The organism is Psychrobacter sp. DAB_AL62B (assembly GCF_028895345.1).
GTDB lineage: Bacteria > Pseudomonadota > Gammaproteobacteria > Pseudomonadales > Moraxellaceae > Psychrobacter.
This window is the reverse complement of the sequence record NZ_SAXC01000003.1, coordinates 391572-417570: the sequence shown is the minus strand read 5'-3', so window position 1 is coordinate 417570 and position 25999 is coordinate 391572. Positions and strand designations below refer to the sequence as shown.

General features: G+C 42.8%; 21 protein-coding genes. 6 read left to right on the top strand and 15 right to left on the bottom strand.

Annotation, left to right across the window (positions count from 1 at the left end; translation table 11 throughout):
• The first annotated feature begins 704 nt into the window (after positions 1-704).
• Both gdhA and metE read left to right on the top strand, forming a co-directional pair.
• A complete protein-coding gene (gene gdhA / locus EPB74_RS06880) occupies positions 705-2051 on the top strand; it encodes an NADP-specific glutamate dehydrogenase (RefSeq protein WP_274903511.1) in 1347 nt (448 codons plus the stop codon).
• Between the two features lie 296 nt (positions 2052-2347).
• Positions 2348-4762, top strand: a complete 2415-nt coding sequence (gene metE, locus EPB74_RS06875) for a 5-methyltetrahydropteroyltriglutamate--homocysteine S-methyltransferase (protein ID WP_274903510.1) — start codon at positions 2348-2350, stop codon at positions 4760-4762.
• A 127-nt stretch (positions 4763-4889) separates the two neighbouring features.
• Here metE and hutI read toward each other — a convergent pair whose 3' ends face one another.
• From hutI to hutU, 5 genes are all read right to left on the bottom strand, one after another.
• Entirely contained in the window at positions 4890-6146 is a 1257-nt protein-coding gene (hutI, locus tag EPB74_RS06870; protein WP_274903573.1) for an imidazolonepropionase, read from the bottom strand.
• A gap of 120 nt (positions 6147-6266) precedes the next feature.
• On the bottom strand, positions 6267-7319 hold the full coding sequence (gene hutG, locus EPB74_RS06865) for a formimidoylglutamase (protein WP_274903509.1): 1053 nt from the start codon (positions 7317-7319) through the stop codon (positions 6267-6269).
• 70 nt (positions 7320-7389) lie between these two features.
• Positions 7390-8952 (bottom strand): histidine ammonia-lyase, encoded by a 1563-nt coding sequence (hutH, locus tag EPB74_RS06860; protein WP_274903508.1) that lies wholly within the window; start codon positions 8950-8952, stop codon positions 7390-7392.
• 72 nt (positions 8953-9024) lie between these two features.
• Complete coding sequence (locus EPB74_RS06855; protein WP_274903506.1) at positions 9025-10377, bottom strand: YjiH family protein; 1353 nt, start codon at positions 10375-10377, stop codon at positions 9025-9027.
• 284 nt (positions 10378-10661) lie between these two features.
• The gene (hutU, locus tag EPB74_RS06850; RefSeq protein WP_274903505.1) at positions 10662-12380 is read right to left on the bottom strand and encodes a urocanate hydratase; all 1719 of its coding nucleotides are present in this window, start codon (positions 12378-12380) and stop codon (positions 10662-10664) included.
• Between the two features lie 363 nt (positions 12381-12743).
• On the opposite strand from hutU, the gene EPB74_RS06845 reads away from it, so the two are divergent.
• From EPB74_RS06845 to EPB74_RS06830, 4 genes are all read left to right on the top strand, one after another.
• Positions 12744-13490 carry a UTRA domain-containing protein gene (locus EPB74_RS06845; RefSeq protein ID WP_274903504.1) on the top strand — a complete coding sequence of 249 codons (747 nt, stop codon included), beginning with the start codon at positions 12744-12746 and terminating at the stop codon, positions 13488-13490.
• A 357-nt stretch (positions 13491-13847) separates the two neighbouring features.
• Positions 13848-14684, top strand: coding sequence for an amino acid ABC transporter substrate-binding protein (locus tag EPB74_RS06840; RefSeq protein WP_274903503.1), 837 nt, complete (start codon positions 13848-13850; stop codon positions 14682-14684).
• Entirely contained in the window at positions 14684-15421 is a 738-nt protein-coding gene (locus EPB74_RS06835) for an amino acid ABC transporter permease (RefSeq protein ID WP_274903502.1), read from the top strand. Before EPB74_RS06840 ends, EPB74_RS06835 begins: the two co-directional genes overlap by 1 nt.
• 73 nt (positions 15422-15494) lie before the next feature.
• Positions 15495-16238, top strand: coding sequence for an amino acid ABC transporter ATP-binding protein (locus EPB74_RS06830; protein WP_089554160.1), 744 nt, complete (start codon positions 15495-15497; stop codon positions 16236-16238).
• A gap of 76 nt (positions 16239-16314) precedes the next feature.
• Here the strand turns inward: EPB74_RS06830 and EPB74_RS06825 are convergent, their stop codons facing one another.
• The 10 genes from EPB74_RS06825 to uraD all read right to left on the bottom strand — a co-directional run bounded on the left by EPB74_RS06825 (position 16315) and on the right by uraD (position 25793).
• Positions 16315-16962: an anthranilate synthase component II gene (locus EPB74_RS06825; protein ID WP_274903501.1), complete on the bottom strand. Its 648-nt coding sequence runs from the start codon at positions 16960-16962 to the stop codon at positions 16315-16317.
• 32 nt (positions 16963-16994) lie between these two features.
• Positions 16995-18413 (bottom strand): anthranilate synthase component I family protein, encoded by a 1419-nt coding sequence (locus EPB74_RS06820; protein WP_274903499.1) that lies wholly within the window; start codon positions 18411-18413, stop codon positions 16995-16997.
• 96 nt (positions 18414-18509) lie between these two features.
• A complete protein-coding gene (locus tag EPB74_RS06815; RefSeq protein WP_274903497.1) occupies positions 18510-19421 on the bottom strand; it encodes an NADP-dependent oxidoreductase in 912 nt (303 codons plus the stop codon).
• Positions 19422-19475: 54 nt separating this feature from the next.
• The gene (locus EPB74_RS06810) at positions 19476-19754 is read right to left on the bottom strand and encodes a Trp family transcriptional regulator (RefSeq protein ID WP_274903496.1); all 279 of its coding nucleotides are present in this window, start codon (positions 19752-19754) and stop codon (positions 19476-19478) included.
• Positions 19755-20026: 272 nt separating this feature from the next.
• Positions 20027-20863 carry a bifunctional allantoicase/(S)-ureidoglycine aminohydrolase gene (locus EPB74_RS06805; protein WP_274903495.1) on the bottom strand — a complete coding sequence of 279 codons (837 nt, stop codon included), beginning with the start codon at positions 20861-20863 and terminating at the stop codon, positions 20027-20029.
• A 280-nt stretch (positions 20864-21143) separates the two neighbouring features.
• Positions 21144-21704 (bottom strand): ureidoglycolate lyase, encoded by a 561-nt coding sequence (locus EPB74_RS06800; RefSeq protein WP_274903494.1) that lies wholly within the window; start codon positions 21702-21704, stop codon positions 21144-21146.
• 418 nt (positions 21705-22122) lie between these two features.
• Positions 22123-23103 (bottom strand): allantoinase PuuE, encoded by a 981-nt coding sequence (puuE, locus tag EPB74_RS06795; RefSeq protein WP_274903493.1) that lies wholly within the window; start codon positions 23101-23103, stop codon positions 22123-22125.
• Positions 23104-23321: 218 nt separating this feature from the next.
• Positions 23322-24656: a urate hydroxylase PuuD gene (locus tag EPB74_RS06790; RefSeq protein ID WP_274903492.1), complete on the bottom strand. Its 1335-nt coding sequence runs from the start codon at positions 24654-24656 to the stop codon at positions 23322-23324.
• Positions 24657-24862: 206 nt separating this feature from the next.
• Positions 24863-25231 carry a hydroxyisourate hydrolase gene (gene uraH, locus EPB74_RS06785; RefSeq protein WP_079692398.1) on the bottom strand — a complete coding sequence of 123 codons (369 nt, stop codon included), beginning with the start codon at positions 25229-25231 and terminating at the stop codon, positions 24863-24865.
• Between the two features lie 40 nt (positions 25232-25271).
• Positions 25272-25793, bottom strand: a complete 522-nt coding sequence (gene uraD / locus EPB74_RS06780; RefSeq protein ID WP_089554151.1) for a 2-oxo-4-hydroxy-4-carboxy-5-ureidoimidazoline decarboxylase — start codon at positions 25791-25793, stop codon at positions 25272-25274.
• Positions 25794-25999: the final 206 nt, after the last annotated feature.

The window sequence follows — 25999 nt, the reverse complement described above, 5'->3', positions numbered from 1 at the left end:
TGACGGGTTATTAAATTAATAGAATAACGGTTGATAGTATTTTAAAAAATAACGGTTAATAATATTTAAAATAGTTTTTGACTAATTAATGGGCGATATTATAAACCCTTACAATTAATAATGATATGGCAGGATATGAATGAAAGGCTAAATATTGATTTTTTTAACCTTTTATCTCTATTTTATAACCTTCCATCATTAAATTATTTCTAATAGTAAATAAAAGTTTATTCTGATTTTCTTTATTATTACTTTATATTTTGTTTCGATTATTTTTTCATAAAAATAAGTTATTAAAATAAATAAAAATAAGGTGAAAGTGAGTTTTTCATCGTAAGGTAGTGCAAAAACAGTTAAAAAGTAGATATGGATTTTTGACTGTCGAGCTTTCATTACAGGGTCATGTATAGATTATCATTAGAAAAAACTTGCCCATAACTTTTGATGATGGCGATATTTACTAGACTTATACACCAAAAAAATGATATATAGATATGAGATAAAAATTGTTTGTGCTTCTGGGTTTAAGATTTAGAGACACAATCAGTTGGCTTCTAATCCCATCAGTTTCTATACCAAACACAAACAGCGTATAGGGGCGACCTCAATCCCACATCAACGTTTGCCATCCTATCGTTTGTGATTATGCGATAAAATGTCGATGTAAATCAGCACGATTACAATCTTTACCCTAAGGAATCTATATGAGTATCAGTCAGGCAATCAAAAAAATTGAAGCACGTTACGCTCACCAACCTGAATTTATTCAGGCGGTAAAAGAAGTTGCAATCACGATTGCTCCGCTATACGACACTCATCCCGAATATGATACGTTCCAAATTTTTGAGCGCCTTGTTGAGCCTGACCGCGTTGTGGCTTTTCGTATCAACTGGGAAAACGATCAAGGTGAAGTGCAGGTGAATCGCGGCTGGCGCGTTCAGTTTAGTAATGCGCTAGGTCCTTATAAAGGTGGTATTAGATTTCACCCAACGGTAAATCAGTCTGTTTTGAAGTTTTTAGGCTTTGAGCAGATATTTAAAAATGCGTTGACCGGTTTGCCGATGGGCGGTGCTAAAGGCGGTTCTGATTTTGATCCAAAGGGCAAAACAGACAATGAAATCCGCCGTTTTTGCTACGCTTTTATGCGTGAGCTGCATCCTTATATAAATAAGGATATTGACGTACCCGCTGGTGATATCGGTGTTGGTGGACGCGAAATCAGCTATATGTTTGCCATGTATAAAAACCTTACACGTGAATACGGTGGTGTATTGACCGGTAAAGGGGTGGGTTTTGGTGGTAGTTTGATGCGTACAGAAGCCACTGGTTATGGCGCGGTTTATTTTTTAGAAAATATGCTAGCGGCTCAAAACGAACACATAGACGGTAAAAGAGTACTGGTTTCAGGCGCTGGTAACGTCTCACTCCATGCTGCTGAAAAAGCTCATATGCTGGGCGGCGTTGTAGTCACGGTGTCAGACTCACAAGGTACCTTGTATGATGAAGCAGGTCTGAATCAAGAAAAAATCAACTGGTTAAAAGCACAAAAAGCAAAAAGTAAACCTTTGGCCGATTACGTTGATGTCTATGGTGGTGAGTGGCTTGCTAAGCAAAAACCTTGGCATATCAAAGGTGACATCGCTATCCCATCAGCCACGCAAAACGAAGTGGATGAAGAGGACGCTAAGCTTATGGTTGAAAATGGCATCAAATATGTCGTCGAAGGCGCCAATATGCCATTGACTGCTGAAGCGATTGATCATATTCGTTTGCATCGTGTGCATTATGCACCGGGCAAAGCGGCAAATGCTGGTGGAGTGGCGGTATCTGGACTTGAGATGTCACAAAACTCAGTACGCCAGTACAAAACCTTTGAGGAAGTTGATGAGCGTCTCAAATGCATTATGAAAAATATTCATGACTGTGCTGCTGAAGCCTCAGAAAAATACCATCAGACTGACAAAGGCTACATCGATTATATGACAGGCGCAAATATCGTTGGCTTTAAGCGTGTTGCTGATGCGCTGGTTGCCTATGGTATCCTGAACTAAATTTTTCATTATGGCTATTTACGATAGCACCAGATTAAAATAATAACTGACATGATTGATATACAACGCGCCTACTTACATAGTAGGCGCGTTTTTTATGCCACATAAAAAACTGCTTAATCAATATAGTCCGTGCAAGATAAAAACGCTGCTTGTTAAAACTATTACAATATTAGTAAAATTCATCTTAAGTTAAATAAATTGATTTTTATTCATTAATATAATCAGCTATGATTACTTCATCAAAATTATTTATCTTAATTATAAAATAATGAATACGATTAATGGAGTAACACATGACTACCACAATCCCACGATCTAGAGTACCTAGCCATATCCTAGGCTACCTACGTATTGGTGATAAGCGCCAAACCAAATTTGCCTTAGAGCATTACTGGAAAGGTAAAAAAGATAAGGAAGTAACTCAAGCCGCTTTGCTAGAAGTATTTACCACCAATATCCAAGATCAAATTGATGCGGGTCTTGATATCATCACCACTGGCGACTTTGCTCATTATGATTTAGTGCTCAGCCAAGCAGTTTCCTTCGGTGTGCAGCCACCACGTTTTGCTGGTGCCGAAACATTAGATACCTTTGATCGTCAGTTTTATTTTGCCCGTGGTCGCGACCATACCGGTCAGTATGAAGACAATGCTGCTTGGCAAATGACCAAGTGGTTTGATACCAACTATCATTACTTGGTGCCTGAATTAGAAGCGGGTGAAGACTTCAGCAATACTGATTTTACCCAAGTATTTAAACAAGTAAGCGACGCTCAAGCCATTATTGAAAAAAATGTGCAAAAAGGTAAAACGGATAAAAAGCTAAAAGTCGTCTTAGTCGGTCCAGTAAGTTTTTTATATTTAGCCACTTCAAAAGTAGAAGATAAACTAGATTATCTTGATAGATTACTGCCAGTTTATGCTGATTTATTAAATCAGTTGGGCGAGCGGGGCGTTGATTGGGTACAGATGGATGAGCCTATTTTATCATTGGACTTAGATAGTTGCTGGCAACAAGCGTTTGAGCGTGCTTATAATGGTCTACAACAAACGCCACCACAAATTATCGTTGCTAACTATTTTGATTCATTGGGTAATAACTGCAATATCGCCTGTAACTTACCAGTTAGTGGTATTCATATCGACATCACGCGCTCGAGTCAGCCTAAGCAATATGTGGCGCAAGTGATTGATCATCTCCCGAGCCATAAGCTACTATCTATTGGGGTGGTTGATGGCCGTAGTGTTTGGGCGACAGATCAAGCAAAGGCGCAAGAAATCTTACTTGATGCCAATGAGCGCCTCAACTCTCCTCACAGCCAGACTTATCATAATCAGCCTAAGTCTGCTGATGGCAAAGACAATCAACGTCTATGGGTTGGTAGCGGTTCGTCATTACTACATTTACCCGTTGATTTGACCTCAGAAGAGGTTCCTGAAAATTTGAAGGGTAAGTTGGCCTTTGCCAAGCAAAAATTAAGCGAAGTGGTTATTTGTGCCAAACTAGCCACAGGTGAACGACAAGCTGATGTCACTGCCACGAATATTCGTCTTACCCCAGCTCAGTCAGATGCCCAAGTCCGTGATGGTGTGTTTAGCGACCGTTATGCTAAGCAAGAAGCCAAGCTTAATTTACCATTATTACCGACCACGACTATCGGTTCATTCCCGCAAACGGCTGAAATTCGTAAAGCACGCCGCCAATGGAATAATGGTGAGCTGAGCGATAGCGATTATCAGGATGCCATGAAAGCTGAGATTCGGCAGTGTGTGACTGACCAAGAAGAGTTGGGTCTTGATGTATTAGTCCACGGTGAAGCCGAACGTACCGACATGGTTGAATACTTTGCTCAGTACTTAGATGGCTTTTGGTTGGCAAAAAACGGCTGGGTACAAAGCTACGGTACACGCTGTGTCCGTCCACCAATCGTGGTTGGTGATATCAGCCGTCCAAAAGCCATGACCGTCGACTGGATTAGCTATGCGCAAAGTCTAACAAATAAGCCGATGAAAGGTATGTTGACAGGGCCAGTGACCATTTTAAATTGGTCGTTTGCGCCAAGCGATAGCGCTACCCGTGATATCTTGCGCTTACAAATTGCCGAAGCGATTAATCAAGAAGTCAGTGATTTACAAGATGCAGGCATTGGTATTATTCAGATTGATGAACCAGCCTTCCGTGAAGGCTTGCCATTAAAAGAAGCTGAGCACGCAAGTTACTGGAAGCAAGCAGTTGATAGCTTTAAGCATTCTGCCAGTTCTGCCCAGCCTGAAACTCAGATTCATACGCACATGTGTTATTCAAGCTTCCATGATTGTTTGCATCATATCTCTGCCATGGACGCTGACGTCATCACGATTGAAACGGCACGTTCTGGCTTGCAGCTATTAGACGCCTTTAAAGTTGACGACAATGTTAATGGCGCTGATGATTCTAACGGAGGCAATCAAGCTGGCTATAAAGGTAGCTATAAAGGTGGCTATCAAAATGCCATTGGCCCAGGCGTCTATGACATTCATAGCCCGCGCGCCCCTGATAGCGACGCTATTCAGATTGTGATTGATGAAGCGCAAAAATATATTCCAATTGAGCGCTTATGGATTAACCCAGACTGTGGTCTAAAAACGCGTAACTGGGAAGAAGTGCGCCAACAACTGCGTAACATGGTCGAGATGACAAAAATTGTACGTAAAAAATATGTAGCATAAATCCTAAATCAAACTTGCACTTATAAATGTAAAAGCCCCAACCATGACTGTCATGGCTGGGGCTTTTTTTATTTAACACTTTCTAGCTGCTTTTAATCATTTAGCTTTTTTAGAAATAATGTTAAGGCTATAAAGTCTTGCGCCACTGACCTTGACGCATAATACCAGTAATAGGATTAAGTCCAATTTGATAGCACAGATCCGCAGGGCGAGTGATATCCCACAGTGCTAAATCAGCATCACAACCGATTTCTATTTTACCTTTATGTGATAATCCTAATGCTTTTGCTGCGTTAACAGTCGCACCGGCTAGTACTTCTTCTGGCGTTAAATAAAACAGCGTACAGCCCATATTCATCGCCAGTAATAGCGAAGTTAGTGGTGAAGTGCCTGGATTACAGTCGGTCGAAATAGCAATAGCAACTTGATGTTTACGTAACGCAGCTATTGGAGGTAACTTGGTATCACGCAACGTATAAAATGCGCCGGGCAATAGTACCGCAACGGTATTGCTGACTGCCATTTTTTCAATATCTGTTTCTGATAAATGCTCTAAGTGATCGCTTGATAACCCTTGATATTCAGCAACTAAAGCACTGCCGCCTATATCAGACAGCTGCTCAGAATGGAGCTTGACGGGCAAATCTAATGAGCTGGCCACTTCAAAGACGCGTCTAATTTGCTCCGAACTAAAAGCAATATTTTCACAAAACCCATCGACTGCATCTACCAAGCCTTCTGCATGTAAAATTGGCAGCCACTCGCAGACTTGCTCAATATAGTCGTCTGCACGGTCTTTATATTCGGGTGGCAAAGCATGGGCGGCTAAGTAGGTAGTGCTGACATGGACGTCGTATTTGTCACCCAATTGACGCGCGACAGTAAGCATTTTGCGTTCAGTATCGAAATCCAAACCATAGCCGGACTTGATTTCGATACTGGTTACACCTTCTTTGAGCAGTGCTAACAGACGTTTTTCACTTTGCGCAAAGATTTCTTCCTGACTGGCTGCGCGAGTCGCACTAACGGTCGCAACAATACCACCACCTTGCGCTGCAATATCTTGATAACTGGCACCATGCAGCCGTGCTTCAAACTCATTGCTGCGATTACCGGCATAGACTAAATGCGTATGACAGTCGATTAAGCCTGGGGTTATCCAGCTACCCATAGCATCTTTAATTTGAGCTATTTGGTAATGAGAAAGGTATGGCGTCATCTGTTCGTTCGAGCCAATCCAAGCAATCTTGCCATCTTTGATACCGATAGCTGCATCTGCTAGCTGCCCATAATGAACATTATCTTTATTTTTGCTATCAAAGCCATAATGGGCTGAAAATGTAGCCAAATTGGTATTGATAACAATGTTGTCAAACGATGCCATCGTTGCGGCATCGATAGGTCTTTGCAAGTTGGTTTGCGAAATAGAATCTGTAGAATTAGTCATAATATACTCCTGCTAGTTAGTAGCTATTTATATATCCGTGATAGGGTAAATCCGTGCTTATATAATTAATAAGTGCTGCTCTATAATTATGGCTAAAAGTCGAGCAGCCACTTTACAGCTGCGTTGATCGCTATCATAGGTCGGATTAATCTCAGCAATATCCGCTATTTTTACTTTGCCGGATGCCATAATAGTTTTGACAGCACGCTCAACGAAGCTCAGTTCGATACCGTAGGCAGCAGGTGCGCTGACACCAGGTACCACACTAGAGGGAAAGCAGTCCATATCAATCGTTAAATAAAGTACATCAACCTGATTAATAAAATGATCAATCTGAGCAGCAAGCGTTGCCCACGATTGATAGTAACAGTCCTCGTCACTAATAACGTGGACACCTAGTTCGTCAGCACGATCAAAAAGCGCTGCGGTATTAGAGAAACGACTGACCCCAATACAGCAATAGTGAAAAGGCTGCTGATACTCGGTTAGATACTCAGCAATTTGGCGAAAGGGTGTACCAGACGTCGCAACATCAGATTGACGAATATCAAGATGCGCGTCAAAGTTAATGATACCAATAGTGGGGATAGTCAGTATATCGGCTGTATTTTTTTCACCAATATCACTATTATCAGCCTGCTGAAGCGCTTGCCATAACCCTAAAAAACTACCATAAGCCATCGCATGACCACCGCCAAGGCCAATAGCCAAACTACTTTTTTGAATAACGTTACTAATAACATCGGCATACTGCTGCTGTGCTTGTTCAAGCAGTTGCTCGGCAAAATCATCGTTATCTTGACAGTGAATATCACCGGCATCCCCTAGCAAGGTCGCCAATTTACCATCGAAACGTTTTTGGAGCTCAGCGATAACCGGCAGTTTAGCAAAAGTACTGCGAATCAGTGGCGGTGCTGCTCTGGCGCCAACGCGTCCTTGATTGCGTCTAACGCCTTGATCGCAGTCAAAGCCGACTAGCCCAACATGCTGCTGCTCATAAGGCTGCGCTAGCTGATACCAATAGCAAGCGCGCTCGCTCTCAAATTGCTCAGCGCGACCAGTCCATTGACTCATATCAGCAGCAGTGTGATTAACGGTTGTGATGGTCATCGCTGATCTCCTTTAAAATGAATTTCAAGCTATTTACTTATTTAGAAAGAATTTTTATTTTAAAAAACCTTTATTTAGAAAGGTACCAGTCACTGCGTATTTCCTGCCAATGTTTAGTTAAAGTGCGACTTAGTATTAATTGCTTTGCCGCCTCGATATCAGGAGCCAAGTAGCGATCTTTATCATAAAAAGTAACTTGCGCGCGTAAAAGCTTATGAGCGGCTATTAATGGCTCTGATGTTTCAAGCCCACGATGAAAATCAATACCTTGACCAGCTGCCAACAGCTCAATCCCGATAATGGTCGCCGTATTTTGCGCCATTTCATATAAGCGGCGCGCACAATAAGTTGCCATTGATACATGGTCTTCTTGATTGGCAGAAGTTGGAATGCTGTCAACACTACCTGGATGTGCAATGGACTTGTTCTCTGATGCTAGTGCCGCTGCAGTGACATGAGCAATCATAAAGCCGGAGTTCAAGCCAGCATTGTCAACCAAGAATGGCGGTAAGCCACCGGACAAAGTAGCATCGATCAGCAAAGCGATACGGCGCTCAGACATAGAACCAATCTCAGCAATGGCTAGAGCTAAAATATCGGCAGCAAAAGCTACTGGCTCAGCGTGAAAGTTACCGCCAGAGATAGCGACAGGCCCATCTTCATTGTTAAAGATAAGTGGGTTATCCGTGACGGCATTTGATTCAATCAATAGCGTCTTTCCTGCTTGATTAATAATATCAAGGCAAGCACCCATAACCTGCGGCTGGCAACGTAAGCAGTAAGGGTCTTGGACTCTGTCATCTTGTTCGCCATTATGAGAGGCGCGAATGTCACTACCTTTAATCAGTTGGCGATGGGCTTTGGCGATTTCAATTTGTCCATGATGCCCGCGAACTTCATGGATACGAGCATCGAATGGCGCATCCGAGCCTTTTGCCGCATCGATAGACAGTGAGCCGACGATAGTGGCTGACTCTAATAAGTCACGCGCTAAGAAATAGCCTCGTAGTGCAAGGGCAGTTGAGACCTGCGTGCCGTTAATTAATGCTAGCCCTTCTTTAGCGGCGAGGATGATTGGCTCAAGACCAAGCTGTTCTAAAGCGTCAGCAGCTGGCATACATTTACCATCGACATAGACATCCCCTTCGCCCATTAACGCTAGCGTCATATGCGATAGAGGCGCTAAATCGCCAGATGCACCGACGGAGCCTTTAACTGGAATAAGCGGGGTAATTTGATTATTAATCAATGCCAATAAACCATCGACCACGACGCGGCGCACGCCAGAGACACCTTGTGCTAGGCTGGCAACCTTCATAACCATAATCAGTCGAACCACGCCGGCTGGTAAGGGTTCACCAGTACCAACAGAATGCGATACGATAAGATTGCGCTGTAGCAATTCAAGCTGGTCATCGCTGATTCGCGTCTTTGCTAATAGACCAAAACCGGTATTTATACCATAAGCGCTTTTATCGCGAGCAATAATCGTACGTACATCTTCATGTGAGGCATCGATTGCCTTATACGCGCTATCAGGTAAGGTTAATGAGACGGGCTGATCATAAATACCACGCAGCATCTCAAAGCTTAACTGGCGTGGGTTCAATGTTAGGTGCTTAATATCGGTCATAGCAATGTCCTTATTTATATTGCTTATATAGTTAATTTTATTTATACGATTAAAAAATTTGATTAAAAGTAGTTAAGCAATCCAACCAAAGTACATGGCTAAATGTCCAAAAGCTGCGGCAAGTAAAATACTAAGCACCACGCGTTGGAACCAAATAATGACCATTTTCCCCACTGAAATAGGGATTTCGGTCGCGAGTACACAAGGAATCATCGCTGAAAAGAACAGTACGCTACTAATTGAAATCACACCGGCGACATAGCGTGTCAAAATCTCAGCATCGCTCAATAATAATGCTGGCAAGAACATCTCAGCAAGTCCTGCTGACATTCCTTTTGCAGCGACTAATGGGTCTGGCAGTCCGCCTAGCCAAGTGAATGGATAGAGTAGTAGACCAAGCATATCAAATACGGGGGTGTATTTGGCTAATAATAATCCTGTTAAACCAACAGCAATAATAGAGGGTACGATAGCGGCTGCCATAGTAATACCGTCTCTAAAGTTAGACCATAAGATATGCTTTAAATCGGTAGCTTGACGTGAAGTAGCAAGCCCTAAATCCACTGCTGCGGCCAGACGAGTGCCTTTTTTATAAGTTAATTCTGGACGATCGACTTCGTTATCAGCACGACTAATCGGTGGAATACGAGCAGTAATAGCGGTGACGATAAAGGTAATCACTAGCGTCGACCAAAAGAACACATTCCAAAATTCCATCAGCCCTAATGTTTTGGCGACAATCACCATAAATGCTGCTGACACGGTTGAAAATCCGGTCGCGATAATGATGGCTTCACGAGCAGAGTATTGTTTCTGTAGATAAACGCGGTTGGTGATTAACAGACCAATAGAATAACTACCCACAAAAGAAGCAACGGCATCAATAGCTGACGCGCCTGGGGTTTTCCAGATGGGTTTCATGATAGGTTGCATAAGTACGCCAACCATTTCTAACAAGCCGAATCCGACTAAAAACGCTAAGATTAAAGCGCCAAGAGGTACAATCATACCAACCGGAAGTGCCAGTTTTTCGAATAAAAACGGCAGCATGTCTTTTTCCATCATAAAGTCAGGCGCAGCACCGCTAATGTACATAACCGCGAGTACCAGACCAATAACCTTAAATACAGTAAGTATGGTATTGGTAATATCTTTACGCCACGAACCATCATAAAAAGGTTTGCCCACGCCATAGATCATCAGGAAGAATAACAATGTAACCGCTAGGGTATGCTGCTGATTTACCAAATAGGTTGCGCCATGATCAAATAAAATGGTGCTTTTGTCACCAATGGTAAATGGCACAAAAAACATCACCAAACCAATGGCACTAAATACGATTAACTGTAATAGGGCAATAGGTTTGGACAGTAGTTCCTCAGGTGGCGTCATATCGGGTACAACGTTGCGGTCTTGCTCAGCCATCTTATCCTCCTTGATAATTTATAAGCCACTGTGTCTAGGAATGGCGGTCATTAAGTAGCGACTGTTAATAAATAATAATGATAATAAATGCTACTGACCGTCTACAGCGCTTGCGTACGATGGGTGAGTAACTATATGCTTAAGCAACTAACCAATTAAAGAATATGCCAATTGGTAAACTGCTGTTAATTTTAATACTTTGTAGCGCGGTGCTTTCAGTACCGCGCTAGCTAATAAATCAGTGTTATGAAAAACCATAGCAATAGCTGTTTAATCAGCAATAGCTACTTAATCATCGGTAAATTCAGACCATACTCTTTAGCAGTTTTAATTGCCAACTCATAGCCTGCATCGGCATGGCGCATAACACCTGAACCACAATCATTGACCAGTACGCGTGCTAAGCGTTTGGCTGCCGCATCAGTACCGTCTGCCACGATGACCATGCCAGAATGTTGCGAGTAACCCATACCAACACCGCCGCCATGATGTAATGATACCCAAGTAGCGCCGCCTGCAACGTTGAGCATACCGTTCAATAGCGCCCAATCTGATACCGCATCTGAGCCATCTTTCATACTTTCAGTTTCGCGGTTTGGGCTGGCAACAGAACCGGTATCTAAATGGTCACGACCGATAACGATAGGACCTTTTAGCTCGCCGTTTTTGACCATCTCATTAAAGGCAAGACCCGCTTTATCACGTTCACCCAAACCTAGCCAGCAAATACGCGCAGGTAATCCTTGAAACTGAATACGCTCTTTTGCCATATCAAGCCAGCGATGGATATGTTGGTTTTCTGGGAATAGCTCTTTAATCTTTTGATCGGTTTTATAGATATCTTCTGGATCACCTGATAATGCGACCCAGCGAAATGGACCTTTACCTTGGCAAAATAGCGGACGAATATAAGCAGGAACAAAACCTGGGAAATTAAAGGCGTCTTTAACCCCTTCATCAAAAGCCACCTGACGAATATTATTACCATAATCGGTCGTAGGGATGTCCATCTCTTGTAGATCTAGCATCGCCTGTACGTGTATGGCACAAGACTGAGCAGCGGCTTTGGTTAGCGCTGCATGTTGGTCTGGATTTTCTTGGGCCGCTTTCCATTCTTCAACGGTCCAGCCACTTGGTAGATAGCCATTAATTAAATCATGCGCTGAAGTTTGGTCAGTGACCAAATCAGGCTTCATGCCACCTGCATTAGCGCGTTTGACCATCTCAGGCAAGATATCTGCAGCATTGCCAAGTAGGGCAATAGACACTGCTTCACCAGCGTCCGTATGCTGCTTGATAAGCTCGTAAGCGTGGTCTAAATTATCAGCCTGCTTATCGACATAACCGGTACGCAAGCGAAAATCGATACTAGACTGTTGGCATTCGATATTTAGAGAAGTCGCTCCGGCAAAGGTTGCGGCCAATGGCTGCGCGCCGCCCATACCACCAAGCCCAGCGGTCAATATCCAACGTCCAGCCCAACTGCCGTCATAATGCTGACGACCGGCTTCAACAAATGTCTCATAAGTACCTTGGACGATGCCTTGGGTACCGATATAAATCCAGCTACCTGCTGTCATCTGCCCATACATAAATAGATCTTTACGATCAAGCTCGTTGAAATGCTCCCACGTCGCCCAGCGCGGCACCAGGTTAGAGTTGGCAATTAATACGCGCGGCGCATTTTCATGAGTTTGAAAGACACCAACCGGTTTGCCAGATTGCACTAATAAAGTTTCATCGTCTTCCAACTCTTTTAGCGACTCTAGGATTTGATCGTAACTTTCCCAGTTACGTGCTGCTCGTCCGATACCACCGTAGACCACCAAGCTTTTTGGGTTTTCAGCGACATCAGGATGTAGGTTGTTTTGTAGCATGCGATAAGGGGCTTCGGTCAGCCAGCTTTTACAATGTAAAGTACTACCAGTAGGCGCTGCAATATTACGGGTCTCATCACGGCGAGTAAATCCATTGTCATTGGTCGTTCCATTACTGATAGCCATTGTCATTCCTTCCTTGTGATTGTCTTATTCGTGCCAGAAAAGGCAATTAATATAAAGTATTTAACATAGCCTCATTATTAATAAGGCGCAGTTAATGGTGTTAATAAAGCCACTAACGTGTCAGTATTGCTCCATAAGTTGTATATACAAATTATCAGGGATTATTTCCTGTTGCAAGTACTTTTTTAATTAATTGCTTAATTAATTGCTTAATTATGTGCAAAGGATTGGCAACAGATTCATGATTCTGATGATGCCATGATATTATGGCGGCATTACTCTAACTGAAGCTGACGGTTAAATTGGCCTGTTGAAGTTGACGGTTAACGCAAATAGTTGACAGTGAAAATAACAAAGGTAAAGATGGACATGACAAAGAAAACTCCTGTGTATCAACGCATCAAAAATGCAATTTTAGATAATATTCATCGTGGTAAGTGGCAAGCAGGCGAGGCTATCTCTACAGAAATGGCACTAGCTGAGGAGTTCGGAGTTTCACGAATGACAGTGAACCGTGCCTTAAAAGAGCTAAGCGAGGAGCGTGTATTAGAGCGCCGCCAAGGATCTGGAACCTTTGTTGCACAGCAGCAATTCAATCATACTTTCGTTGAAGTCCGTAACATCGCGCAAGATTTAAAGTCGGCCAATCGCGATTATCAAGCACAGGTGGTGAGTAAGCGTTGTATCACGGCTGGCATGCTGGATGAGCTTCTGCGCCGGAAGTTTGATATTGAGCAAGCAGTTGAAAGTCAGCTAGATGACGAGGATGCGACTGTGCTCTACGAAGTAAAGATTATTCACTTTGCCGATGGTCAACCGATTCAGTTTGAAGAACGTTGGGTAGATGCCATAAAGCTTCCGAAGTTTATCGAACAGGATTTTAGTGTTGTTAATACCAGTGATTATTTGATTGCCAAGATTCCGCTTGAGCGCGGTAGCTATACCATTCGCGCATTAGCAGCACCGGATGAGGTTGCTAATGCCCTACAGATTGAGGTGCAGTCACCAACGTTAGTGCTGCGTCGTCAGACTTATTCGGCAGGGAAGGTATTGACCTTTGTTAAGATGTGGCATGCAGGGGATCGGTATCAGTTTTCAGGCGAGCTATAATATTCTTACGCATGCTCACTGTTTTTGTACGTTTATTCTTACTCAACTGCGTTAGTATATGAATGAGCAGGTGTTTAATCGGCAGCTTTAAAATAAGTATTTTTCATGAAATGCCATACAATGCCTCTAAAATTTAAGAATAAAATACAACCAGTATTGAAAAATATACTGCGTATCCTCAAATTGAGCAGTCAAAGCCAAATAGTTTAAAGCAGATATTTATTATGATATCTGCGTATTTCTCAGTATTGTTTTATTTTTTCAGTACAGTTTTATTAGTACAACATAATTAGCACAACATATTTTGCTTTATTTGATTCAGCCACTTTCATTTACTCACTCTTATAAGGACGTCGTATGAAACGTCGCACGCTTTTAGCCCTTGCCGCAAGCACCATATTACTTGCCGCTTGTGGACAGTCTAATACCAATGATACTGAAACCAAGGCAACCGACACCGCTGCAAGCAGTGGTTCTGATTTGCTACAGCGTATCAATAATGGTGGCACTATTAATGTCGGTACTGAAGGTACGTATCCGCCGTTCACTTATCATGACGAAAGCGGTAAATTGACCGGCTATGATGTTGAAGTGACCCGTGCCGTTGCTGACAAACTGGGCGTTAAAGTAGATTTTAAAGAAACTCAGTGGGATGCGATGCTAGCTGGTCTCGATTCAAAACGTTTTGATATGGTTGCGAATCAAGTTAGCTTGACCACGCCTGAGCGTTTAGCAAAATATGATAAAGCCACGGCTTATAGCTGGTCAGGCGCAGTCGTTTTGGCGCCAAAGGATGATAACCGTTATAGCTCATGGGAAGCTTTAAAAGGTCTACGTAGCGCTCAGTCATTGACCAGTAACTATGGTGAGCTTGCCGAGCGTTATCAAGCTGAAATCGTCCCTGTTGATGGTATGGCGCAAGCTATCCAGCTGGTTAAACAAGACCGCGCTGACTTTACGATGAATGACAATCTTGCGATATTGGATTATCTAAAGAAATTCCCAGATGCGGCGCTTGAGATTAAACTGACGGCCCCTGTCAGTGAGCAAACAGGTTCGGGAATAGTGTTGATAAAAGGTGATGATGCTGTGTTAGCAAAATTAGACGAAGCTATGGCAGCATTGGCAGCTGATGGAACGCTCACTAAACTGAGCCAAGAGTTCTTTGGTGCTGATATAAGTCAACAAAAATAATGCTGGCTTCTATAACGTCAGTGTTAGCAAATTTATTGGCATTATTGCCATTTATGAGTCCTGAGCGGGCGCAGATTGTTATCTCGTCCTTTTGGCCGATGCTCAAAGGCGGTATCTATTATTCGATACCGCTAGCATTGATCTCGTTTGCAATCGGTATGGCTATTGCGCTGACTGTGGCGCTGATTCGTATCGTGCCACGTGCTGGTTGGATTCATGAGATTGTTTACCGGCTTGCTCGTATCTATGTGTCTGCCATTCGCGGTACGCCGATGCTGGTACAGCTGTTTATTATCTTTTATGGGTTACCGAGCGTTGGGGTCAAGCTTGACCCTTTTCCCTCAGCGATTATTGCTTTTTCGCTAAATATTGGTGCTTATGCGTCGGAGACGGTGCGCGCTTCTATCTTGTCTATTGCAAAAGGACAGTGGGAAGCCGGTGCTACCGTTGGTTTAACGTATTTGCAGACCTTTCGCCATGTTATTTTGCCGCAGGCATTGCGTGTGTCCGTACCGCCGCTATCTAACACCTTTATTAGTTTGGTAAAAGATACCTCGTTAGCATCGCTTGTGTTGGTGACTGAGCTGTTTAAACAGGCGCAGATTATTACCGCGCGGAACTATGAGTTTATGTTGGTCTATATAGAAGCGGCCGTTATCTATTGGGGTATTTGTCTGTTTTTGACTTTTATCCAAGGTAGGCTTGAAACGCGACTTGATCGCTATGTTGCCAAATGATATTGCTATCAATCCATGCTACATTCCTCATCCTTTTAGCCCGTGTGTTTTTTAATTTGCAAGTGGACGTCTTATGATTCAAGTCACCAATATTCATAAAGCCTTTGGCAGCAATCAGGTGCTCAAAGGCATTGATTTGACCATTCATAAAGGTCAGGTGGTGGTGATATTAGGACCATCAGGTTCGGGTAAAACGACGTTCTTACGTTGTATTAATGCGCTTGAAATTCCCGATCAAGGCATCATTGCTTTTGATGATGGGAGCTTGACGGTAGACTTTGCGGCCAAACCTAATAAAAAAACTTTACTAGCCTTGCAGCGTAAGTCAGGGATGGTATTTCAGTCTTATAATTTGTTTCCGCACAAGACTGCACTCGAGAACTTAATGCTTGGGCCTGTCGTTGTCCAAGGTACTAGCAAGGCAGCAGCACGTACGCAAGCATTGGCGTTACTCGATAAAGTAGGTCTTTCAGATAAGGCGGACTTATACCCATTTCAATTGTCTGGTGGTCAACAGCAGCGTATTGGTATTGCTCGTGCACTGGCTATTGAGCCGTCATTATTGTTATTCGATGAGCCGACGTCAGCGCTTGATCCAGAACTGGTACAAGATGTGTTAGAGACCATGAAGCAACTGGCATCGGAAGGTTGGACGATGGTGGTCGTGACTCATGAGATTAAATTTGCGCGAGATGTCGCTGACCATGTGGTGTTAATTGAAGATGGTCAAGTAGTAGAAGAGGGTAGCGCTGAGCAGATGTTTGAGTTATCGACGCATCCACGTACGCAGGCGTTTTTGCAGCGTATTGAACAGTAACTTGCAAAAGGCTGACTTTTTATTCAAAAGTCAGCCTTTTTTATTACCCTATCAATAATCCATAATTTTTTTCTGATTACACCTGCAGTAAAAAATTCGTTAATAAACGCTTAGCACCTTCGGTCGCAAACGATTCAGGATGAAACTGTACGCCCTGAATGGGATAGTCTTTGTGTTGAACACCCATAATTTCATCACCTGCTAGTGCCGACTCAGTTAAGCTTAAATGCGCATTGTCGTCATTACTAACGACGGACGTGACAGTTAGGCAATTTGGCAGCGTATCTGCTTTTACCATTAACGAGTGATAGCGCATGATTTCTATCTCCTGCGGCAAGCCTTCATAAACACCGGCCCTATCATGGCAAATCGCTGACACCTTGCCATGCATCGGCACACTGGCACGTACCACGTCACCGCCAAATACATGCGCGATACCCTGCATGCCTAAGCAGACACCCAATAGCGGCGTCGTCTTGCCCATCACTTCAATGACTTCAGCACAAATACCGAAGTAAGCCGGGTCATTGGGTGCACCTGGACCGGGTGAGATGATAATGCGGTCAAGATTCATCGCCTGCACATCTGCCAAGGTAATCTCATTATTGCGTTTAACGATGACATTCGCTTCTTTAGCACCGTCCATCGTTTGCAAAATCTCGCCAATATATTGATAAAGATTAAAGGTAAACGAGTCGTAGTTATCGATAATTAAAACATTCATGGGGCATAAACTCTTTGATAAAGTATATTTAATTACGGCTGCATAAAGCTATCTAATACCACTTTCATCGCAGAAAGCTTACGCTGGATTTCTAAGTATTCATCTGCTGGATTAGAGTCGTAGACGTTGCCACCGCAGGTTTGGGCGTAGGCAGACTCGCCATTGATAAATAAGCTGCGGATAGGGATAGCAAAGATACAATCGCCGTTAAAGTTAAACGACCCAAGCGCGCCGCCATAAGCACCGCGACCATCTGGCTCTAGTTCATTAATCACTTTGATTGCTTCAACTTTTGGCGCACCTGACAACGTACCAGCAGGAAAATTGCTGGCAAGCGCACTAAACATATCCTCATTAGGATGCAAAATACCGACGATTTCAGAGGAGATATGCTGCACATGTGAGAAACGTTTTATATCCATCAAATTGCGCACTTTTACCGTACCAAATCGTGCGACGCGCCCAATATCATTGCGATGCAGATCGACTAGCATATTGTGCTCAGCAATCTCTTTGGCATCATTCAGTAATGCTCTTGCAAGCTGACGGTCTTCGGCTACATCGATGCCGCGCTTCGCTGTACCAGCAAGTGGATAAGTCTCCATTTCGCCTTGACGCAAGCGAAACAGCAATTCAGGCGAGGCACCTATGATGCACTGCTGAGCAAATTTCATAAAGTACATGTGCGGTGATGGATTGACCGCACGCAGCTTTTCATAAATCGGCATCTTATCGCCCGCAATGCGATACTTGGATTTAAAGCCGACTTCACACTGAAAGATACGCCCAGAAATGATGTCTTCTTTCACTTGCATCACTACTTTGGCATGTTCATCTTGACTCATACCATCACCCAAAAACTCAACTGTGGGTGGTTGGTAACTTGGAATTGATGTATCAAGCAAGGCTTTGATTTGCTCGATGCGGTTTTCTTGCTGTGCAGTAGGGTAATAAAAATAGAAAATTTCACCGGTCATCTTATCGAGCGTTAAGCCGTCTAGATAGACGCCAAATTTAAATGGCTCAAAGTCTTCGCTCGGCTTAGCATTCAAGCTTGGCTCAAAGAAATTGACACTGTCATAGCCCAAATAACCCACCAAACCGCCGCTTTGCTCACGGGCGATGACATGCTGTGGAGTAATTTTGCGTAGTAATTGATATGGATTGTCAGTCTGATAATGGTCAGTTTTAGCAGTTTTATTATCGGTAATCGCAAGGGTAGTGCGGTCAATAGCAGCAATGGTCATAATCGGATCAAAACCAATAGCATGATGGCGTGACATATGGCTATCTTCGCCCAAGGACTCGAGCAAATAGCAAGTGTCAAAAGCACGCTCAATGCGTTTGAATAAAGCAAGAAAATCAATATCCTGCGTGAGTTTTATGCGTTGCGGCTTGCTAGGAATATCAATAGCAGTAGGTTGATGTTGCTGGGGTGTCGAAGAGGTCATAACAATATCCGAATTGGTTCAATTATTAATAAAGTGAAAATATGAATAAGGCGAAAACAGACGACATACGCTGCCTGCGTTTGTATCTAATAAATGTTAAATACTCACAACGATTTTGCCACGTGCATGTCTGGTTTCTGTTTTTGCAAGTGCCTCAAGTGCTTGATCAAAACGATAAATTTTTTCGATAATAATTTTTACTTTTCCAGCAGTAATATTACCAATTAAACCATTAAGGGCTTCTTGCCAGCTGAGGAGGTGTTCAAATTGAGATACTGTAATGCCGCGTTCTGCAGCTATTGAATCGCCAGAAACCGTAATAACCGTGCCGCTGTTTTTTACAACGTCCATACTATCCTTCGCGGTATTAGGTTGAATGGCAAGCGCGATATCGACACCGTTTGGTAGGATTTTTAATAAAGATTCTTTCCAATCAGCATCCTTATAATCAACCGTTATGTCGGCGCCAAGCGCATGCATATAAGCATGATTTTTTTTGGACGCAGAAGCGATAACGCGTACCCCTTTATCGGTAGCAAGCTGAATGACCAAGCTGCCGATTGCTCCTGAAGCGCCAGCAATAAATAGGGTATCTCCTTCGTTCAAATTAAGTGCGCCTATGCATTCCATCGCTGTTTTTCCTGCGACAGAGATGGTAGCCCCTTCATTAAAGTCCATCGATTCAGGTAGGAATATGAGCATATCGCTTGGCACGACGGTATATTCAGCCCAGCATCCTCCTTTAGGAAGACTGCTGCTGTTCAATATAACACGGTCGCCGATAACAAAATCTCTGACACCATTTCCGATTTTTTTGATGACACCTGACCCCTCTAAACCAATCGTATAAGGAAAGCTAGCATCGCTCGGTATGAAGTAGCGGTCATGAATGCCAACACCAAAGGCACTCATCTCGACGAGTACTTCTTGCTCAGCAACCTCAGGCACCGCGACGTTTTGTAACTCTACTTCCATGGATTGTGCATTTGTTCTCACATAAGCTTTCATTTGCCTACACTCCATCTTTTAAATTCAATTTTTTACCAACATGCTATTTATTAATTAGCCATTAACTTCTCGATGCGTCGCTAATAAAGCACTAACATCGTGAATTTGCATCGCTTTAGCACCGCGAGAGACCGTTGCAATACCGACGCCTAACTGTTCAGATATTTCACGTTGGGTAACGCCGCGCTCTAATAAGTCAAAAATACGAATACGGTTGGCAATCTCAAATTGCTCTTTATCGGTTAGCAGTGCATTGAGCAGCATTTCGATAGCGGTGCTGTCATTACAGCTGGCTAAATGGTTTAATAAGCTGTGATAAGGGTCAGTACTCATAATATTTAATCTTAATAAAAAAGGAAGATTAGTAGCTGTCTTGTTTCAGTATTCTAGTACAATAGTACGTAAAAAACAAGTAAAGTGATAGATGTTTTATTAGCATTACGTTATTAAAGCTTCGTTTAAAAATTTTCAATTCGGCATAAAAATAAAAAGCCAGCTAATCATAATTAGCTGGCTTTACTATTAAAAATTATAAATGACGTTTTCGAATTAACGATTATGCTTCTATACTATTTATTATTGTTCTGGTCATTATTCTAGATTGCTTATTTTACTGGACGAATAAACGGCATATGACGATTCACGTCTTTATATAGTAAGTATCTAAATGGACCAGGTCCGCCAGCGTAACAAGATTGTGGGCAGAATGCGCGCAGCCACATAAAGTCACCTGCTTCAACTTCTACCCATTCACCGTTTAAGTGATAGACAGCTTTACCTTCTAGTACATACAAACCATGTTCCATAACATGAGTTTCATCAAATGGAATCACGCCACCTGGTTGGAAAGTCACAATGTTTACATGCATGTCGTGACGCATATCAGACTGCTCGGTAAATCGAGTCGTTGTCCATACACCATCAGTACCCGGCATTTCGATAGCTTCAACATCATGATCGCTGGTTACAAACGCTTCAGGCACATCGATGCCTTCACAATGTTGATAAGCTTTGCGGATCCAATGGAATTTAACGTGCTTGTCGCTATTGTTTTTCAGCGTCCATTTGCAGCCAGGTGGTAAGAATGCATAACCACCCGCTTCAAGATGATGCGTCTCACCTTCAATAGTCATATCCATTTCGCCTTCAACGATGAATACCACACCTTCAGCATTTGCATCTAGCTCAGGTTTTTCTGAACCGCCATTAGGCTCGACTTCGACGATATACTGTGAGAATGTTTCAGAGAAACCTGAAAGTGGGCGTGCCAGCACCCACATGCGCATACCTGTCCAAAATGGCAGATAGCTGATAACAATATCCGTTAATACACGTTTAGGAATAATCGCATAAGCTTCGGTAAAGATAGCGCGATCTGATAGTAACTGTGTTTGTGGAGGCAATCCGCCAGTTGGTGCGTAATAAGTACTTTTTGTTGACATGGTTAATGTTCCTTAGTGGTTTTGTGCTGCGATAAATTTGTGTCTGAACCTTTGAGCTTGAATCGTGGAGCAAAGGAGAGGCATACCCGTTTGGCTGGGATTTCCCTTTAAACGCTAACTCATTTGCAGCTTGAAAGTCGAAGCTATGGTCAAAATCGTTCTTTACTTTTTAAAAATATTAATAACCTTTTTAGAGCGTTTGTCTTAGTGTTATTTTATATCAATTATGTATGATGTCAGCTAATTTATATCAGCTGACTTTAACACTAATTAATAACTTCTAAACAGCATTAGCCTTTGCTCTGTCTGACTTAGCCTGTTCAGCAGCTACATCAATGCAAACTTCCCAATCGTCAATCTCGAATTCATGGCAGTTATTACCATCACCATTGATGCGATCGACTACTAAGAAATCACAATCAGCTTTTAGCGCCAGCAACGGATGATGCCAAACATTGGCGTCATACTGTACGCCTTGATGCGATTGGGCATAAAATACTTCTAAATCATCAGCTGATTTAGGTGCGTCGCCAGCTTTGGCCACAACGACTAGATAGTCTGTAGAATTCATAGAAAAGAAGGCTTGCGTCCCAAACGGATGGTATTCCATAACCGATAAGGTAATCGGACAATCGCGTCTTTTGGTACGGAAAATACTAAAACCCACCTCTCCGCCATCATGAGTGACTTTTGAGATAGAATCATGGCGACAGGCAAAGCCACGATTGATATCCCAGCTGTTTTCAGGACACTTTTCTTGATCATCATAAGGCTCAATAACTGAGCCATAAGGAGCAAAAGCAGCTTTAGTTAAAGGTTGGGCAATTATCGTGGTTTTCATAAGTTCGCCTTTAGGTTAGTTAGCAATGTCATTTATTTGGTTTTTTTAGCAACTTATTAAGTTGTAGGCTGTCAGTGGTCGCTAACGGTACTATGTTTTTATTCGTGGCTTTTATTCGTGAGATTTTTCTAGCGCTTCACGATTGTTATCGTTAGTTAGGTAGGCAGCGCTTCACGATTGTTATCGTTAGTTAGGTAGGCAGTTTATCCGCAGTTTGATATTTATAGTAACAAACAACCAGACCAAGTATGGCCAGTACTTACTTATTTAAACGAGGCAAATACAGGACACAAGATATGATTTTGGCGCAATGAAATAGCTGAGGTAATAAACTGGCTTGAGCGTATCATCAGTTAACTTATGTGGTTACTACTATTTACGTGCTTATTGATATGATGATACGTCTTATAGTTAGTAGCTACATCCAATCTGCAGTATTATCAGCCGTGGCTGGATGGTTTTCATACCAGTGTTTGGCTATTTCATCGCGGCGGCATACCCAAACATCGGGTTTACTGGTGATGTATTTTAAAAATTGTTTGAGCGCAGTGATACGACCAGCGCGACCGATGATACGGCAATGCAAGCCAATCGTTAGCATTTTGGGCGTGTCTTGACCTTCTTCATATAAAGTATCAAAGCTATCTTTTAAGTACTGATAAAAAGGTTCGGCGTTGGTAAAACCAGGGCTAGAAGAAAAACGCATGTCATTGGTCTCTAACGTATAAGGAATAACCAAATGCGGTTTACGAGCAATTTTACTGCCTTCTTCTACTTTGACATTGAGCCAGTAGGGGAGTTCATCAGCATAAGAATCTGAGTCATAAATATAGCCACCTTGTTCAGCGACCAGCTCACGGGTATTAGGGCTATCACGACCGGTATACCAGCCAAGTGGCTGCTTACCAAGCATATTCTCGAATATTTCAGTGGCGCGGCGTACATGTTCGCGTTCTGTCTCGCGATACATGTCCTGATAAGTAATCCAGCGTAGTCCATGACTGGCAATTTCATGACCATCTTCTAAGACGCGTTCAACGATATGCGGTGTTTTTTCAGCAGCAGCAGCACAAGTAAAGGTAGTGATCGGCAAACCATACTCTTTAAAGGTGTCTAAGACACGCCAAACACCGACACGGCTACCGTATTCAAAGGCTGATTCGATTGATTGGTGACGGTTGTTAAATTCTGGCGTACCTAAAACGTCTGATAAGAAGCGCTCTGATTGACCATCGCCATGCAAGACACTGTTCTCTGCGCCTTCTTCGATATTTAGCACAAACTGTACGGCAATCTTAGCGCCGCCTGGCCATTTGGCGTTTGGTGGATTGTCGCCATAGCCTTTTAAATCACGCGGATAGCTCGCTTGATCAAAGTCGCTGGTTATTTTTTTTGTCATTGTCATTATCCTAGATAAACGAAAGCTGAAACGAAATAAGGTAAAGCAGGGGCAGGGGATACCGTTGTTGCTTGGGCAGTAATCATTGAATGATACATATCGATAAAATGGCTGTTGGTAACGCTGACTTTTAAAAATCAGCGTTACCAATCATTAGAACATTGTCTTTATAAACATCGTTTTTACAATCACTGCCTTAAGCATGGATACAGTATTTACTATAAACCTGAGGTGTAAGCGATAAGCTGCTGACGCTCTTCATCGCTTAGCTGAGTGATATTACCCAGTGGCATATAGTTAGTTTGCAATGCAGTGACTATTTTTGCCTTATTGATTTTCATATCTTCTGGCGTTTGTACAATAAAACCGAGTGGTGGCGCTGAAAATCCGGGTTGGGTAGGCTGCGCAGCATGACAAACGCTACATTTTGTATGTACAATTTCCATGATAGCGTCGTCAGCTGATGATGCAACAGGTACCACTGCGGCAGTCGTATCTGTACTAGAAGCAGTACCGGCAGCAGGTGCTACGGCAGCTGTGTCTCCGGCTACAGCAGGTGGCGTATCTGTCGGTGCTGGAGCAGCAGTTTCTGTTGCAGATGCCACAGGTATCACAGGAACTGGCAATGGCTTAATAGGTTCTGGACGCATCCAAATAATCAATAATACGGTTGCTATCGCAGGAATTACTAAGAATTTTGGTTTTTGGCGACCCAAGTGTTTTTCGTTGAAGTAATGACGAGCCGTTGCAGTGATGATACCGACGAATACCAATACCAACCAACCATGCGCATGTGAATACATCATTGGATAGTGATTACTAATCATGATAAAAATTAGCGGTAGGGTAAAGTAGTTATTCATCAATGAGCGGTTTCTAGCCATCAATGCTAAAGCTGCTACATCTGGACCTGGTTTTACGCCACGACGTACACAATCTACCAAGGCGCGCTGAGCAGGCATAATCCCAAAGAAAACGTTACCTGCCATGATTGTACCTAAAATGGCACCGACATGGATAAAGGAAGCACGATCACTAAACAGCTGATAAGAACCCCAAGTGGCAATAATCATTAGTATAAAGATAGTGATACTAAACGCCAGTTTATTTTTGCCGACATTGCTGCGTACAATGACTTCATAAATAAAGTAACTACCAAATAAAAACAGTAGACTGGTCGATATAGCACCAACGTTGCTACCAAAATCAACTTTGCTCGGATCAATCAAGTAAGCCGTCGCATTGATGTAGTAGACGATAATGAGCATCGCCATACCGGTCAGCCAAGTAGTGTAGGCTTCCCACTTAAACCAATGCAGGGTTTTTGGCATCTCTTCAGGTTCGAGCTTGTATTTGGCAATTTCATAAAAACCACCACCATGAACTGCCCAAAGATCACCTGAAATACCTTTTTTGGCTTTCCATTCTGGTGGCTTCTGAAGACTCATGTCTAGCCATACGAAGTAAAATGATGCGCCAATCCACGCCACACCAGCGATAACATGAAACCAGCGGAAGAATAAACTTAGCCAATCGAGAAGATATGCACCCATGTTGTCAATGTCCTTTATATTATTATATCTTGGTAACTCGTAACGACTTTTGCTCACCTTCGTTATTATAAAAGATTGTGATACAACGTAGCGATACCAGCATTATTTATTTGGTCTTAAACCACTGACCTTACTGTCAGACGTTTAATTTTCCAGCGCTCGTTTAGCCTTATTTTTATAAGGCTTCGAGTAATAAAGCTATAAAGTTATGATCCGCGATAAGTACCGTAGCCGTGTGCGCTAAGCAGTAGCGGCACATGGTAGTGACCGTTATCTTGTATCATAAAATCGATGACCACCTGCGGATAAAATACCGTTAGTTTTTGTGCATCAAAATACGCTTGGGTATCAAAGGTCAGCGTATAACGACCGATATCTAAATGATACTCGGCAATATCAATTTCTGGGTTAAATACCCAACCGTCGGTAGTCACGCGACCATCAGCGTTGGTAACACCATTTGCTAATAGTGACGGCTCGCCACTGGCGCTCACGCGATGTAGCGTCACTGCGATATCAGCGGCAGGTTTGCCAAGATGGGTATCTAAAATATGTGATGAGAGAGTACCTGACATGATAATTCCTTTTATATATGTTGGTCTAATTGGGCAAGATTTAAGCGTCGCTCAGCAGTTTTTGTAAACGCAAACGCGTAATTTTGTTTTGTTCAGTGGCTGCATTTAATAGTTCAGTATCGCGATCGTTTGGCAAACGTGCTTGCAATAAATCCAGCATTTGCTGTGCGCTCTTACCTGTTGCAAAGACGATAAAGATAAAGCCGAATTTATCGAGATAATCCTGATTGCCTTGCGCCAATGCTTCAATCACAGCGTCATCAGCGTCATTGGCACCTGATTGCTCATGTGCCGCGCTGTCTTGCGTATTGCGATATTTTTCTTTTAATGAATCGACATTACCAATCTGTGGATGACCATCAAAGGCTTCTAGCAAATTGCCTTCTTCTGTTTGCGCCTGCTGCCATGCCGCATCGCTAGAGGTAAGCAAAGCGTCTAGATCTGCAAACGGACGTGCATCTGCTAAAGTATTTGCCCAGCTGGTGCTGGTACAACAGGTCAATAATTGTGAGGTCGCATCGGCTTGCGAGAGGGCATTAAACTGCGATAGTGATAAGCTCACGGTAACATCCTTGTTTTTTGATAAAGCATTTTGCTTAGTATGAATTGCTTAGTATGAATTTACAAAGAGAAGGTGATGTCTCTTGATTATATAAATGAGGGGAGAAACCCATGCTAAAGTAGTATCGATTCAGTTGTAATTGGTTTAATATTAACCATTCTGCTTAAACCTGACCAAATGGTCAACTACTTTATGCAAAATATTTT

Bases quoted from the DNA above. Each gene is read 5' to 3' on its own strand.
- EPB74_RS06835 (WP_274903502.1), top strand. From the start codon at position 14,684: ATGCTGGCTTCTATAACGTCAGTGTTAGCAAATTTATTGGCATTATTG.
- EPB74_RS06820 (WP_274903499.1), bottom strand. From the start codon at position 18,413: ATGACCTCTTCGACACCCCAGCAACATCAACCTACTGCTATTGATATT.
- uraH (WP_079692398.1), bottom strand. From the start codon at position 25,231: ATGTCAGGTACTCTCTCATCACATATTTTAGATACCCATCTTGGCAAA.
- hutU (WP_274903505.1), bottom strand. From the start codon at position 12,380: ATGGCTATCAGTAATGGAACGACCAATGACAATGGATTTACTCGCCGT.
- EPB74_RS06855 (WP_274903506.1), bottom strand. From the start codon at position 10,377: ATGGCTGAGCAAGACCGCAACGTTGTACCCGATATGACGCCACCTGAG.
- hutI (WP_274903573.1), bottom strand. From the start codon at position 6,146: ATGGCATCGTTTGACAACATTGTTATCAATACCAATTTGGCTACATTT.
- hutG (WP_274903509.1), bottom strand. From the start codon at position 7,319: ATGACCATCACAACCGTTAATCACACTGCTGCTGATATGAGTCAATGG.
- metE (WP_274903510.1), top strand. From the start codon at position 2,348: ATGACTACCACAATCCCACGATCTAGAGTACCTAGCCATATCCTAGGC.
- EPB74_RS06825 (WP_274903501.1), bottom strand. From the start codon at position 16,962: ATGAATGTTTTAATTATCGATAACTACGACTCGTTTACCTTTAATCTT.
- EPB74_RS06810 (WP_274903496.1), bottom strand. From the start codon at position 19,754: ATGAGTACTGACCCTTATCACAGCTTATTAAACCATTTAGCCAGCTGT.
- puuE (WP_274903493.1), bottom strand. From the start codon at position 23,103: ATGACAAAAAAAATAACCAGCGACTTTGATCAAGCGAGCTATCCGCGT.
- EPB74_RS06800 (WP_274903494.1), bottom strand. From the start codon at position 21,704: ATGAAAACCACGATAATTGCCCAACCTTTAACTAAAGCTGCTTTTGCT.
- EPB74_RS06815 (WP_274903497.1), bottom strand. From the start codon at position 19,421: ATGAAAGCTTATGTGAGAACAAATGCACAATCCATGGAAGTAGAGTTA.
- EPB74_RS06805 (WP_274903495.1), bottom strand. From the start codon at position 20,863: ATGTCAACAAAAAGTACTTATTACGCACCAACTGGCGGATTGCCTCCA.
- EPB74_RS06830 (WP_089554160.1), top strand. From the start codon at position 15,495: ATGATTCAAGTCACCAATATTCATAAAGCCTTTGGCAGCAATCAGGTG.
- gdhA (WP_274903511.1), top strand. From the start codon at position 705: ATGAGTATCAGTCAGGCAATCAAAAAAATTGAAGCACGTTACGCTCAC.
- EPB74_RS06845 (WP_274903504.1), top strand. From the start codon at position 12,744: ATGGACATGACAAAGAAAACTCCTGTGTATCAACGCATCAAAAATGCA.
- EPB74_RS06840 (WP_274903503.1), top strand. From the start codon at position 13,848: ATGAAACGTCGCACGCTTTTAGCCCTTGCCGCAAGCACCATATTACTT.
- hutH (WP_274903508.1), bottom strand. From the start codon at position 8,952: ATGACCGATATTAAGCACCTAACATTGAACCCACGCCAGTTAAGCTTT.
- EPB74_RS06790 (WP_274903492.1), bottom strand. From the start codon at position 24,656: ATGGGTGCATATCTTCTCGATTGGCTAAGTTTATTCTTCCGCTGGTTT.